This window comes from Mycoplana rhizolycopersici (assembly GCF_013378445.1).
GTDB classification, from domain to species: domain Bacteria; phylum Pseudomonadota; class Alphaproteobacteria; order Rhizobiales; family Rhizobiaceae; genus Mycoplana; species Mycoplana rhizolycopersici.
Genome location: NZ_JABXYK010000002.1, coordinates 496,413 through 509,027 on the forward strand (window position 1 = coordinate 496,413; position 12,615 = coordinate 509,027).

The window sequence follows — 12,615 nt, forward strand, 5'->3', positions numbered from 1 at the left end:
TTCTTTGTTCCGCAATTCATAAACGATATAAATCTGTCACAAATCTGTTATGCAGCGCTTGTAGAGGGGAGCCGACGTTAGAGCGTCAATCCGAATTTCACGGGAGAAAATCCATGAAGAAGTATCTAGGAAGCTGCGCAGTCGCCGCGATCGTGCTTGCAACCGCAGGTGTCGTCCAGGCTCGTGACCAGATCCAGATCGCCGGTTCCTCGACTGTACTGCCTTACGCCTCGATTGTTGCCGAAGCCTTCGGCGAGAACTTCGAGTTCCCGACCCCGGTCGTCGAGTCGGGCGGCTCGGGTGCGGGCCGCAAGAAGCTTTGCGAGGGCGTTGGCGAGAACACCGTCGACATCGCGAACTCCTCGTCGCGCATCAAGCAGTCGGACATCGACACCTGCGCCGCCAACGGCGTGAAGGAAATCCAGGAAGTTCGCATCGGCTATGACGGCATCGTCTTCGCCTCGGAAATCAATGGTCCGGAATACGCCTTCACCCCGGCTGACTGGCACAATGCGCTCGCCGCCAAGGTTCTGAAGGACGGCCAGCTCGTCGACAACCCCTACAAGGCCTGGAACGAAATCCGCGCCGACCTGCCGGCGCAGCCGATCCTCGCCTTCATCCCGGGCACCAAGCACGGCACGCGCGAAGTCTTCGACGAGAAGGTTCTCATCGCAGGCTGCGAAGAAAACGGTACCGCTGAAGCCATAAAGGCTGCCGGCGGCGAAGAAAAGGAATGCATGACGCTGCGCACCGACGGCGTTTCCGTTGATATCGACGGCGACTACACCGAGACGCTCGCACGCGTCGACGCCAACAAGAACGGCATCGGCGTCTTCGGCCTGTCCTTCTACCAGAACAACACCGACAAGCTGCGCGTCGGCACCATGGGCGGCGTCGTTCCGTCCGTCGAAACGATCGCTTCCGGCGAATACCCGGTTTCCCGTCCGCTGTACTTCTACGTGAAGAACGCACACCTGGACGTCATCCCGGGCCTCCAGGAATATGTCGAGTTCTTCGTTTCGGATGAAATGGCAGGTCCGAACGGCCCGCTCGCCGCCTACGGTCTGGTTTCCGATCCGGAACTCGCTAAGACCCAGGCTGCCGTCAAGGCTCGTACCCCGATGGGTGCCCTGAACTAAGCTTTCGAGCTTTGCCGGCGGCGCCATGACGGTGTCGCCGGTCTTCCAGTTTCCGTCAAAGGGCTTGGGCAGAGATGAGCGTAGGATTGATCTTCCTTGTCGTGCTGGTGCTAGCAGCAGCCGGCTATTTCGTCGGCAGGGCGCGCGCCCTGTCTCTTTCAGCTCAAAGCGGCAGGAAGCTTCACTCGCTTCCAAGCTATTACGGCCAGACTGTCGCACTTTTCATCGCGGTTCCGGCCTTCTTTGTTCTCATCGCCTGGCTCTTCATACAGCCGATCGTCATCGATAGCCGCGTCAACGGAATGGTACCCGACAGCGTCATTCCCGATGGCGGCGCGCGCAGCCTTGTCATCTCCGACGTTCGCCGCATTGCGAACGGTCTCGACGCGGTTCTTTCGCGCGATGCAATCGACGAGAGCGCGCTGACTGACGGCAGCATCGACTTCTCGAGCATTCGCGGACGTCTTGCCGACGTAGGCGTCGCTCTTGTCGGCGATGTGCCGACCGAGGTCTTCGAGGCTGCAAAGGCCTATCGTCAAGGCGCCAAATTCGGCAACATGATGATGACCGTCGCGGTCCTGCTGGTCGCAATCGCGTTCGGCGCCTGGTCCTATACCTGGATCCGCCCGGACATGCGGGCGCGCAACATCAGCGAGACATTCATCAAGGCGCTGCTGATCGCCTCTTCCACCGTCGCGATCCTGACGACGGCGGGAATCGTCGGTTCGCTGGTCTTCGAAACCATCAATTTCTTCAAGATGTACCCTGCGTCGGACTTCTTCTTCTCGACGGTCTGGAATCCGCAGTTCCGCGGGGGCTCCGACCTCGGCATCTGGCCGCTGCTCTGGGGCACGCTCTACATATCGTTGATCGCGCTGCTTGTTGCCGTCCCGATCGGCCTGATGATCGCGATCTATCTTGCGGAGTATGCCAGCAAGGCGGTTCGCAGCGTCGCCAAGCCGATGATCGAGGTTCTGGCCGGCATACCGACGATCGTCTACGGTCTCTTCGCGCTGATCACCGTCGGTCCGTTCCTGCGTGACTATTTTGCGCAACCGATGGGTCTCGGAAGCTCTTCTTCTTCGGTTCTGACGGCCGGTCTTGTCATGGGCATCATGATCATCCCCTTCGTCAGTTCGCTGTCGGACGATATCATCAATGCCGTGCCCCAGTCGCTGCGTGACGGTTCCTATGGTCTCGGCGCGACGCAGTCGGAAACCATCAAGAAGGTCATTCTGCCGGCAGCCCTTCCGGGCGTTGTCGGCGCCATCCTGCTTGCAGCCAGCCGCGCGATCGGTGAAACCATGATCGTGGTGCTCGGCGCCGGTGCGGCGGCCAAACTCGACCTCAATCCCTTCGAGGCCATGACGACGGTGACGGTCAAGATCGTCAGCCAGCTTACCGGCGACACGGAATTCGCCAGCCCCGAGACGCTTGTGGCCTTTGCGCTCGGTCTCACACTTTTCGTCATCACGCTGGGGCTGAACGTAGTGGCCCTCTATATCGTGCGCAAATACCGGGAGCAGTACGAATGACCGACGTCTCCGTATTCGGCAATGTCGCCAAGGACATTCAGACCAAGTCTATTCTGGAGCCTGATGCGCGCACGCGCCGCCGCAACGCGGCGGAGGCCAGGTTCCGCCTCTGGGGCGCTATCGCGGTCGCACTCGGCGTGCTGGCGCTGGTAGGCCTGCTGGCGTCGATCTTCTCGAATGGATTGTCGTCGTTCCGCCAGACCTATGTCACGCTCGATGTCTTTCTCGATCCGGCAAAGCTCGACAAGGACGGCAGTCGCGATCCGGCGAGCATCGCAAAGGTGTCGACGTTCGGCTATACGCCACTGATAGAGAAGGCGCTCGCGGAGGCAATGGCGGCCAAGGGCATCTCCGTTGACGGCATGAATGCCAAGGCGGCATCGGAGCTGATCTCCAAGGAGGCGCCGGCGAGCCTGCGAAACCATGTGATCGCCAATCCGTCTGAAATCGGCGAGACCGTGTCGTTCGATCTGCTGGCATCCGGCCGCATCGACGGCTACTACAAGGGCCGGGTGACGATGGAGAGCGCCGCGCTTGACCGCAATACCTCGCCCGAGCAGCTCCAGCTCGCCGAGCGGCTGAAGGAAGCCGGCATCCTCACGACGCGCTTCAACTGGGATTTCTTCACGGCTCCGGACGCGTCCGACACAAGGCCCGAGGCGTCCGGCCTCGGCGTCGCGATCCTGGGCTCGGCCTATATGATGCTGATCGTGCTGGTGCTGTCGCTGCCGCTCGGCGTCGCCGCCTCGATTTATCTCGAGGAGTTCGCGCCGCAGAACCGCTTCACCGACCTGATCGAGGTCAACATCGCGAACCTCGCGGCCGTTCCCTCGATCGTCTTCGGCATCCTCGGCCTTGCCGTCTTCATCAACTTCGCTGGGCTGCCGCAGTCGGCGCCGATCGTCGGCGGCCTCGTACTGACGCTGATGACGCTTCCGACGATCATTATCGCGACACGTGCCGCACTCAAGGCCGTGCCGCCATCGATCCGCGACGCCGCACTCGGCGTCGGCGCCTCGAAAATGCAGTCGATTTTCCACCATGTCCTGCCGCTTGCAATGCCAGGCATCCTGACGGGCACGATCATCGGCCTCGCCCAGGCGCTTGGCGAAACGGCGCCGCTGCTCCTGATCGGCATGGTCGCCTTCGTTCGCGAATATCCGGCCGGTCCGCCGGACGGGTTCTTCGACCCTGCATCGGCCCTGCCTGTCCAGGTCTACAACTGGACGCAGCGCGGGGATCCGGCCTTCGTCGAGCGAGCCTCCGGTGCCATCATCGTGCTGCTGGTGTTCCTGATTCTGATGAACCTGATCGCGATCATTCTCCGCCGCCGCTTCGAGCGCCGTTGGTAAAAGGGAGTACAAAGATGAACATGTCCGGTATGACAACGGCAATCACGCCCACGCCGAAGGTTGCAGCAATGAATGAAACGAAAGTTTCCGCCCGTGACGTACAGGTCTACTATGGCGACAAGCACGCCATCAGGGACGTGAACATCGAGATCCGCTCGCGGACCGTGACCGCCTTCATAGGCCCTTCGGGCTGCGGCAAGTCGACCTTCCTGCGGTGCATCAACCGCATGAACGATACGATCGCAAGCTGCCGGGTCGAGGGCAATATTTCGATCGACAGCGAGAACATCTACGATCCGAAGGTCGATCCGGTGCAATTGCGCGCCAAAGTCGGCATGGTGTTCCAGAAGCCGAATCCGTTCCCCAAGTCGATCTTCGAGAACGTTGCCTATGGGCCGCGCATCCACGGCCTAGCCGCCAAGAAGTCCGACCTCGACGACATCGTCGCCTCCGCACTTCAGAAGGCGGGCCTCTGGAATGAAGTGAAGGATAGACTTGATTCACCGGGTACCGGCCTCTCCGGCGGCCAGCAGCAGCGTCTCTGCATCGCGCGCGCCGTTGCAGTCAGCCCGGAAGTCATCCTGATGGACGAACCCTGTTCGGCGCTTGACCCGATCGCGACCGCCAAGGTCGAGGAACTGATCCACGAACTGCGCGAGAACTTCACGATCGTCATCGTGACGCACTCGATGCAACAGGCGGCCCGCGTCTCGCAGCGCACCGCCATGTTCCACCTCGGCAATCTCGTCGAGGAGAACGACACCGACAAGATGTTCACCAATCCGGACGACCAGCGCACGCAGGACTACATCATGGGCCGCTTCGGCTGACGCAAACGCGTCGGAAGAGCCTTTAGCCCCAGCTACGTGCCAACTTAGGAAGACAGATATGTCATCGACCCATATCGTTTCGGTCTACGACGAAGAACTGAAGTATCTCTCCCGAAAGATCTCCGAGATGGGGGGGACGGCAGAGGAAATGGTCGGCGACAGTGTGCGCGCGCTGATCAACACCGACGTTCCGCTGGCGCAGAAGGTCATCTCCGAGGACGTCATCCTCGACACCGCCGAGCGGCAGATCAACGAGAAGGCGATCGTCACCATCGCCAAGCGCCAGCCGATGGCGGCAGACCTGCGCGAGATCATGGGTGCGATCCGTATTGCCGCCGATCTCGAGCGTGTCGGCGACCTCGGCAAGAACACCGCCAAGCGGGTGATTGCCGTGCAGGGATCCAGCATCCCGCGCAACCTCGCCCGCGGCCTGGAGCACCTGGCGGAGCTTGCGCTGATGCAGCTCAAGGAGGTTCTCGACGTCTATGCCTCGCGCAACATCGAGAAGGCCAAGGAGATTCGCGAGCGCGACGACGAGATCGATGCGATCTACACCTCGCTGTTCCGCGAACTCCTGACCTACATGATGGAAGACCCGCGCAACATCACGCCCTGCACGCATCTGCTGTTCTGCGCCAAGAACATCGAGCGGATCGGCGACCATGCGACCAATATCGCCGAGACGATCTTCTACATGGCGACGGGGTCGCAGCCGGAGGGCGAGCGCCCGAAGGACGACCACACCACGTCCGTTGGCGCCGTAGAGGAATGATCAGCGGCAGGCAAGCCAACATCGACGGTGCGCGGCCGGAATGACGGCCGCGTAGCCAGGAAGCGAATCCAGGAGTTTGCAAGGCATGGTTCCCAAGATTACCGTGGTCGAGGACGAGGAGGCGCTGAGCGTCCTCCTGCGCTACAACCTCGAGGCCGAGGGTTTCGAGGTGGACACGATCCTGCGGGGCGACGAGGCGGAAATCCGCCTGCAGGAGCGCCAGCCGGACCTTCTCATTCTCGACTGGATGCTGCCCGGCGTTTCCGGCATCGAGCTGTGCCGGCGGCTGCGCCAGCGCTCGGAGACCGAGCGCCTGCCCATCATCATGCTGACGGCGCGCGGCGAGGAAAGCGAGCGTGTCCGCGGTCTGGCGACCGGAGCCGACGACTATGTGGTCAAGCCATTTTCAACCCCAGAGCTGATGGCGCGGGTCAAGGCCATGCTGCGGCGTGCGAAGCCAGAGGTGCTGTCGACGGTCTTGAAATCGGGCGACATCGAACTGGACCGTGAGACCCACCGCGTGCACCGCCGGTCACGCGAGGTCCGGCTGGGTCCGACGGAATTCCGGTTGCTGGAGTTCTTCATGTCGGCCCCGGGGCGGGTCTTCTCCAGGGCGCAATTGCTTGATGGGGTTTGGGGACATGACATCTACGTCGACGAACGCACCGTCGATGTACACGTTGGACGTCTGCGCAAGGCGCTCAATTTGTCGACGATGCCGGATGTCATTCGGACGGTTCGAGGGGCTGGATACTCGCTGGAGGCTCAATAAGGGAGTCGTGTCTGCATGGCTGTGCGAATTCTTGTCGTCGAGGATGATGAGCCGCTACGTCTGATACTGGAGCGCGATCTGCGCAAGGAGAGTTTTACCGTCGAAGGAATTGCGGACGGTGGAGCCGCCGTGCAGCGCCTTCAGAAAGCTGTTCCGGAAGTGCTGGTTCTCGACTGGGCATTGCCCGGGATGTCGGGCATCGATCTTTGCCGTCAATTGCGAACGACCCCGCCGACGACCGGCCTGCCGATCATCCTGCTGCTGGATGCCGACAGCGAGAACGAGCGTCTTGCTGGCCTTTCTGCAGGTGCGGATGACTGCATCGTCAAGCCATTTTCGACTATCGAGCTCGTGATCAGGGTCAAGAACCTGCTACGGCGTCTGAACCCGGCCGCGCTGGGGCATATGCTCAAAGTCGGCGATCTCACTCTGGACCGGGAATCCTACAGGGTGCATCGACAGATGCGTGAGGTGAGGCTGGGCCCAAAGGAGTTCAAGCTGCTCGAATTCCTGATGCGGTCGCCTGGGCGTGTCTATTCCCGTTCCGAGCTGAAGATGTCTCTATGGGGCGACGATGCCACGGTGGACGAGCGTGCAGTCGACGTCCACATTGGGCGACTTCGCAAGGGGATCAGCCTCGGTAAGGCCGACAAGGTGATACGCACGGTGCGCGGCGCCGGCTACGCTCTCGGAGATTTCTAAGGGCGGGGTGTCGGGCGGCGTGCCATCGGTTGATGGATCGCGTTGCGAGCAGCATCCATTCGGTCTTCGCAGTCCATGTCTCTGCCGGGCATTCGCCACTGTACCCCGCAGAGTGCCGGCGAGCTATGCTGGCACTCTGTCGGACATCCATCAATGCAAGGTGGTCCCGAGCCGGAACATGATGCTGATCAGCACCAATGCGGCTACCACGCCTGCAGCAATTCGCCTCAATGTCGATCAGCACCGAAAATTTGAACGCCGGATCACGCGCTGCTGTACGCCATTGTAGCGAAATCGAGAGCTCAATGCGTCGTCGGTGGGTCGTCTTCTTCAAGGAAGGACTTGATTCCATCGCGCGCTATGGTTGCCAGGAATTCGTCAAAGGCGTCTCGGTCTGTGGCGAAGCCGTCCTCCCACTCAAACACTTCTTCGTTCTGGGTAATCACTTCGAGCCGCCAATCATTGTTTGTGCCGGCCGGGCGGAAGATATCGACCAAGACGGTAATGCCGTCTTCGGTGAATTCGCCGGCTAGTTCGGAATGTTCGTTTTTTGGCTTTTTGGGCATCATGTTTTCCGTGTGTATGGGTAGGATCTTCGTCAGGGTCATATAATTCAATGCCGGTTGCCCTCAAGGCGGTGCGCACGGCTACCCGAACAGCTCGGACGGCTGAAGCTAAGGTCTTCAAAGACCGGGCGCATCTGGGCTTGTCGGGCCAGATCCCAGAGGGGCTGCGGAGGTCGTAGTCGTATCTTACCCTAACGTAGACCCTCGTCACTCGCCATCGTCAGCCATCTTCCCTAAGTCATGCATATAGGCACGCAGTTCCTCCGGAGATGTCCCGTGCAGGCGAAGGTATGCACATCGGGATATTCTCAATGGCGTGAAGGTACGGGAGCCGCTCAGGCTGATCCGGAAACCGCCTTGCGCGCGTTGCCGACAGCAAGCCCTGCATCTTCAAACGACAGCCCAAGCTGAACAGCGCACCGTCGGCCTCGCCAGCCGACGGCTTTTCTACGTGCCGAAGGGCAGGGCGCCATGGGGCGTGTGCCATTCATGTGACGGGAATGCCCGCAAGAGGCGGGTAAGTAGCGGCAATCCTCGGCAATGCTTGCCTTGACTTGCATCGCTACAGCGTTGATTTTGCCGCTAAATTTATGGTGAGCGCGCAGGGATTCGAACCCTGGACCTACTGATTAAAAGTCAGTTGCTCTACCGGCTGAGCTACGCGCTCCCGAACGCGGGTGCTGTCCCGACGGAAGTGGGCGGACATATAGCAGGCGAACTTTTCCGGTCAACCCAAAAAATGGCTGTGTCTTTTGCAGGTTTGCTGCATTTCGCCGCGTTGAACAAATCGTGCTTGGCGCGCAAGCACTTGGGCGGCTAAGGAAGCGCTGGAATTTCGGATCGGCCAGCGCCCGGCCATCGAGGGGCAGGTTCCAGCCGGGCCGGATTTCGTAAATATGCGGGCCGGGGCTTTCCCGGGGCGCATCGTATAGCGGAGAGCGTTTTGTCGATCGCTGAAATATCCCTGCTGAGCGCGCTTCTGGCGGGAACGCTGTCGTTCCTGTCGCCCTGCGTGTTGCCGCTCGTGCCGCCCTATCTCTGCTACATGGCCGGCGTCTCGGTGGAGCAGTTCAAGAATGGCACGGTCGCCACCGATGACGGTCGCGCGCGCAGGGCGGTCTTGTTCGCGGCGCTGTTCTTTACGCTCGGCTTCGCCACCGTCTTCGTCGCGCTCGGCGCAGGCGCCTCGACCATCGGCATGGCGCTCAGGCGTCACCTCGACCTACTGGCGCAGGTCGGCGGCGTCATCATCATTTTGATGGGACTGCATTTCCTCGGCGTCCTGCGAATAGGCCTCTTTGCGCGTGAGGCCCGCTTTCAGGGCGGCGGGAAGCCTGCGACGCTCTCCGGCGCCTACGTCATGGGGCTCGCCTTCGCCTTCGGCTGGACGCCGTGCATCGGGCCGGTGCTCGGCGCGATCCTCGGCGTCGCCGCGTCGCGCGAAACGGTCGGGGACGGCGCCTTCCTCCTTGCTATCTACTCGCTCGGGCTAGCCGTTCCCTTCTGGATCGCGGCAGCGTTTTCCGGCGCGTTCATGCGGTTCCTGATGCGTTTTCGCAGGCATCTCGGCACCGTCGAGCGCCTGATGGGGGTTCTCCTCGTGCTGACCGGACTTGCCTTCATGTTCGGATATGTCAGCTCGATTGCGATCTGGTTCCAACAGACCTTTCCGATCCTGTCGCAGATCGGCTGATCGGCTTTCTGCCTGTCAAACAAAGCCCGGCATTCTTCGGCGTGCGCGGTTCCGTGTCGGTGCAACTTGCGCTACAGCCGATGGCAAGGTGCATGAAGCAGTAGGAATCGGCAGGTCGCATGGCGGAAATTTCGGGACTGGTGCTGCCGTTCTTCGGCATGATCCTGCTGGGCTATCTGGCAGCGAAGGCGACGCGCCAGCCGGCCGAGGCGCTCGGCTGGCTCAATACGTTCATCATCTACATCGCCTTGCCGGCGCTGTTCTTCAAGCTTGTCTCCAAAACGCCGATAGAGCAGCTGACGCGCGTCGATTTCATCCTCGCCAATGTCAGCGCCACCTATCTCGTATTCGGGCTGATCTTTGCGATCGGCCTTCTTCTTCGACGCGCGAACGTGGCCGAGGCGACCATGCAGGGCCTTTCTGCCGCTTATGGCAACATCGGCTATATGGGGCCCGGGCTTGCCATTCTGGCGCTCGGCGAGCGCGCGGCGGTGCCGGTCGCGCTCGTCTTCTGCTTCGAAAACATGATGCATTTCATGATCGCGCCGGCGCTGATGTCTATTTCCGGCGGGGAAAAGCGGTCTTTCGCGGCGATTGCGGCCGACGTGGCACGCAGGATCCTCACCCATCCCTTCATCATCGCGACGGCTGTCGGCTTCCTCGCCGCCTTCTTCTCCTTCCAGGCACCGCTGCCGTTGCAAAGGCTGATCGACTATCTCGCCCAGGCCGCAGCACCCTGTGCGCTTTTCGCCATGGGGGTGACGCTTGCGCTCAGGCCGCTGAAGCGCGTGCCGGTCGAGGTCGCCTACATCGTGCCGGCGAAGCTGCTCCTTCTTCCGCTCACCATGTACCTGATGCTCGGCCTTGCCGGAAACTTCGACCCGGTGTGGGTCCAGGCGGCCGTTCTGCTCGCGGCGTTGCCCACCGCGACCAACGTCTTCGTCATCGGCCAGCAATATGGCGTCTGGCAGGAGCGTGCCTCCGCGACGATCCTGATCACGACGGTGCTTTCCGTCGCGACCGTCACCGGCTTTCTCTACCTGGTGATGTCAGGCCTGCTTCCGGGCGACCCGTTCCCTTAAGCCACTGCGAAGCGCTTTCCACGAGCCGCCCGGCTCCACGCCCTCGCGCATGACGACGCTGCGCAGCGGCCCGATCGCCGAGAGCAGGTGCAGGCCGGCGGTGCGCAGGATCTGCACAGGCAGGAAGCCGGAGAGCAATGAGCGGTTGAGGAGGTCCACGCTGACGGTGCGGCTCTGGATATCGGCCCGCCGGCGACGGTCGAACGCGTCGCCGATCGCGGCTGCCGTCTGCCCCGGGTCGCGCAGCAGGTCGCGCAGCACCATCACGTCGCGAAGGCTGAGGTTGAGGCCCTGCGCGCCGATGGGCGGAAAAGCGTGCGCGGCCTCGCCGAGGAGCACGATGCGCCCCTTGCCGAAGTGATCCGCCTGCATGCCGGACAGCGGGAAGCACTGGGGCGGGGCCTCGACCGTGACCTTGCCCAGCAGCGACTGCATCCGCTCCTCGACGGCGCGGCTCAGCGTTTCCAGCGGCAGGTCGCGCATGGCTTCCGCTTCCTTCGGCGAAAGCACCCAGACGAGGCTGGAGCGGCGGCCGGGCAGGGGCACCTGCGTGAACGGGCCGTGCTCCGTGTGGAACTCGGTGGACGTGTTGGCGTGCGGCAGGGTGTGGGAGAAGTTCAACACGAGTGCCGTCTGCGGATAGGTCCAGGTGCGCACGGAAATCTCGCCCTGACGGCGCACTTCCGATTGCCGGCCATCCGCGCCCACCACGAGCCCAGCCCTGATCGTACGTCCGTCGTCTAGATGTAGGTCGACCGCATCGTCTGCGGCGGTGAGGCGATCGAGCTTGTTGCGGAAGCGGGTGATCGTCTCGCTGGCATCGATCCTGCGCTCAAGGCCTTCAAGGAAGGGGGCGTTGGGAATGTTGTAGCCGAAGGCTGCCAGATCGACCTCGCTGGAACGGAAACTCACCGGCGGCGCGCGAAACAGGCGCGAGGTGCCGTCGAGGATGCGCATGGTCTCCAGCGGGGCCGCGACGCCGGCGATCTCCTCCCAGAGGCCGAGGTCGCGCACGAAGTCAATCGATTGCGCCATCAGCGCGGTCGTGCGCCCGTCCTGCGAACGCGCCGGCGGGGCCAATAGCGCCACGCGCCTGCCCGAATCGGCCAGTGCAAGGGCGGCCAGATTGCCGGCCAGTCCGGCTCCAACGATAGCTATATCAAAGGCTTCCATATGCAATTCTTCTTTCACGACATGCTTACCCACAGAAATACCGACCCGGGGTGACTGCCAAACTACGCCCGGATTCGGGCAAAATCCATGGGCTGAAGCGTCGCGGCTCGGCCGGACGGTTCGATCAGGACCGGTTACGGCCGGATTTCCACTGGCAGCGGCGATCAATCAGTGCATATTACGGGGGCAAAACCGCGCGACGTCAGCAATAAAGACCGTATGGCGCAGGGCCGGGGCGCATCGGACGAATAAAGGCAGGCGATGAAGTTCTTCAATTACAGACGCGTTCCCTATGCCGAAATTCGCGCCTTTTCAGTGCATATTCTCACCGCGTCCGGTTCCTTCCTGGCTTTCCTCGGCGTCGTTGCGGCGGCCGAGCACCGTTTCGTCGACATGTTCTGGTGGCTGGGCCTGGCACTTCTCGTCGATGGCATCGACGGGCCGATCGCGCGCAAGGTGCGCGTCAAGGAAGTGTTGCCGAACTGGTCGGGCGACACGCTCGACAACGTGATCGACTATGTGACCTACGTGCTGCTGCCGGCGTTCGCGCTCTATCAGAGCGGCATGATCGGGGAGCCGTGGTCCTTCGTTGCCGCCGGCGCCATCGTGATGTCGAGCGCCATCTATTATGCCGACATGGGGATGAAGACGGAGGAGTACTTCTTTTCCGGTTTTCCGGTCGTCTGGAACATGGTCGTCTTCACGCTGTTCGTCATCAAGGCGAGCGAGATGACGGCGTCGATCGTGGTGTTGGTGTCGGTTTTGCTCACCTTCATGCCGATCAACTTCCTGCACCCCGTCCGCGTCCAGCGGCTGAGGACGCTGAACCTCGCGGTGTTCTTCCTTTGGTCCGCACTCGGCGGTTATGCATTGCTGATGCATTTCGAGTCGCCGCAATGGGTGGTGCTGGGCGTGGTCGGCACGGGGCTCTACCTCTATATCATCGGCGCGGTGCTGCAGTTTTTCCCGCGCCTTGGAAAGCAGTGAGTCCAGGAGAAT

Annotated in this window: 12 protein-coding genes and 1 tRNA gene; 10 read left to right on the forward strand and 3 right to left on the reverse strand. The window is 61.8% G+C overall.

Going from position 1 to position 12,615, the window contains the following annotated elements; translation table 11 throughout:
• Positions 1–113 precede the first annotated feature (113 nt).
• From HV823_RS04920 to HV823_RS04950, 7 genes are all read left to right on the forward strand, one after another.
• Positions 114–1,139: a substrate-binding domain-containing protein gene (locus HV823_RS04920; protein ID WP_176948601.1), complete on the forward strand. Its 1,026-nt coding sequence runs from the start codon at positions 114–116 to the stop codon at positions 1,137–1,139.
• Positions 1,140–1,213: 74 nt separating this feature from the next.
• On the forward strand, positions 1,214–2,674 hold the full coding sequence (gene pstC, locus HV823_RS04925) for a phosphate ABC transporter permease subunit PstC (protein WP_176948602.1): 1,461 nt from the start codon (positions 1,214–1,216) through the stop codon (positions 2,672–2,674).
• Positions 2,671–4,026, forward strand: coding sequence for a phosphate ABC transporter permease PstA (gene pstA / locus HV823_RS04930; protein WP_176948603.1), 1,356 nt, complete (start codon positions 2,671–2,673; stop codon positions 4,024–4,026). Before pstC ends, pstA begins: the two co-directional genes overlap by 4 nt.
• Positions 4,027–4,094: 68 nt before the next feature.
• Positions 4,095–4,856, forward strand: coding sequence for a phosphate ABC transporter ATP-binding protein PstB (gene pstB, locus HV823_RS04935; protein WP_246300941.1), 762 nt, complete (start codon positions 4,095–4,097; stop codon positions 4,854–4,856).
• Positions 4,857–4,914: 58 nt separating this feature from the next.
• Positions 4,915–5,628, forward strand: a complete 714-nt coding sequence (gene phoU, locus HV823_RS04940; protein WP_176948604.1) for a phosphate signaling complex protein PhoU — start codon at positions 4,915–4,917, stop codon at positions 5,626–5,628.
• An 85-nt stretch (positions 5,629–5,713) separates the two neighbouring features.
• Positions 5,714–6,400, forward strand: coding sequence for a phosphate regulon transcriptional regulator PhoB (gene phoB, locus HV823_RS04945; protein WP_176948605.1), 687 nt, complete (start codon positions 5,714–5,716; stop codon positions 6,398–6,400).
• Between the two features lie 15 nt (positions 6,401–6,415).
• Positions 6,416–7,102, forward strand: coding sequence for a winged helix-turn-helix domain-containing protein (locus HV823_RS04950; protein ID WP_176948606.1), 687 nt, complete (start codon positions 6,416–6,418; stop codon positions 7,100–7,102).
• A gap of 302 nt (positions 7,103–7,404) precedes the next feature.
• Here HV823_RS04950 and HV823_RS04955 read toward each other — a convergent pair whose 3' ends face one another.
• A complete protein-coding gene (locus HV823_RS04955; protein ID WP_176948695.1) occupies positions 7,405–7,668 on the reverse strand; it encodes a hypothetical protein in 264 nt (87 codons plus the stop codon).
• Between the two features lie 591 nt (positions 7,669–8,259).
• Positions 8,260–8,335: transfer RNA gene (locus HV823_RS04960), tRNA-Lys, on the reverse strand.
• 276 nt (positions 8,336–8,611) lie between these two features.
• On the opposite strand from HV823_RS04960, the gene HV823_RS04965 reads away from it, so the two are divergent.
• Positions 8,612–9,361 (forward strand): cytochrome c biogenesis CcdA family protein, encoded by a 750-nt coding sequence (locus HV823_RS04965; RefSeq protein WP_176948607.1) that lies wholly within the window; start codon positions 8,612–8,614, stop codon positions 9,359–9,361.
• Positions 9,362–9,480: 119 nt separating this feature from the next.
• Positions 9,481–10,443 carry an AEC family transporter gene (locus tag HV823_RS04970; RefSeq protein WP_176948608.1) on the forward strand — a complete coding sequence of 321 codons (963 nt, stop codon included), beginning with the start codon at positions 9,481–9,483 and terminating at the stop codon, positions 10,441–10,443.
• Here HV823_RS04970 and HV823_RS04975 read toward each other — a convergent pair.
• Entirely contained in the window at positions 10,411–11,616 is a 1,206-nt protein-coding gene (locus HV823_RS04975) for a UbiH/UbiF family hydroxylase (RefSeq protein WP_176948609.1), read from the reverse strand. The genes HV823_RS04970 and HV823_RS04975 overlap by 33 nt on opposite strands.
• Positions 11,617–11,877: 261 nt before the next feature.
• Between HV823_RS04975 and pcsA the strand changes: the two genes are divergently transcribed.
• On the forward strand, positions 11,878–12,603 hold the full coding sequence (gene pcsA / locus HV823_RS04980; RefSeq protein WP_176948610.1) for a phosphatidylcholine synthase: 726 nt from the start codon (positions 11,878–11,880) through the stop codon (positions 12,601–12,603).
• The last annotated feature ends 12 nt before the right edge of the window (positions 12,604–12,615 follow it).

Bases quoted from the DNA above. Each gene is read 5' to 3' on its own strand.
- phoU (WP_176948604.1), top strand. From the start codon at position 4,915: ATGTCATCGACCCATATCGTTTCGGTCTACGACGAAGAACTGAAGTAT.
- HV823_RS04955 (WP_176948695.1), bottom strand. From the start codon at position 7,668: ATGCCCAAAAAGCCAAAAAACGAACATTCCGAACTAGCCGGCGAATTC.
- pstC (WP_176948602.1), top strand. From the start codon at position 1,214: ATGAGCGTAGGATTGATCTTCCTTGTCGTGCTGGTGCTAGCAGCAGCC.
- HV823_RS04970 (WP_176948608.1), top strand. From the start codon at position 9,481: ATGGCGGAAATTTCGGGACTGGTGCTGCCGTTCTTCGGCATGATCCTG.
- pstB (WP_246300941.1), top strand. From the start codon at position 4,095: ATGAATGAAACGAAAGTTTCCGCCCGTGACGTACAGGTCTACTATGGC.
- pcsA (WP_176948610.1), top strand. From the start codon at position 11,878: ATGAAGTTCTTCAATTACAGACGCGTTCCCTATGCCGAAATTCGCGCC.
- HV823_RS04920 (WP_176948601.1), top strand. From the start codon at position 114: ATGAAGAAGTATCTAGGAAGCTGCGCAGTCGCCGCGATCGTGCTTGCA.
- pstA (WP_176948603.1), top strand. From the start codon at position 2,671: ATGACCGACGTCTCCGTATTCGGCAATGTCGCCAAGGACATTCAGACC.
- HV823_RS04950 (WP_176948606.1), top strand. From the start codon at position 6,416: ATGGCTGTGCGAATTCTTGTCGTCGAGGATGATGAGCCGCTACGTCTG.
- HV823_RS04975 (WP_176948609.1), bottom strand. From the start codon at position 11,616: ATGGAAGCCTTTGATATAGCTATCGTTGGAGCCGGACTGGCCGGCAAT.
- phoB (WP_176948605.1), top strand. From the start codon at position 5,714: ATGGTTCCCAAGATTACCGTGGTCGAGGACGAGGAGGCGCTGAGCGTC.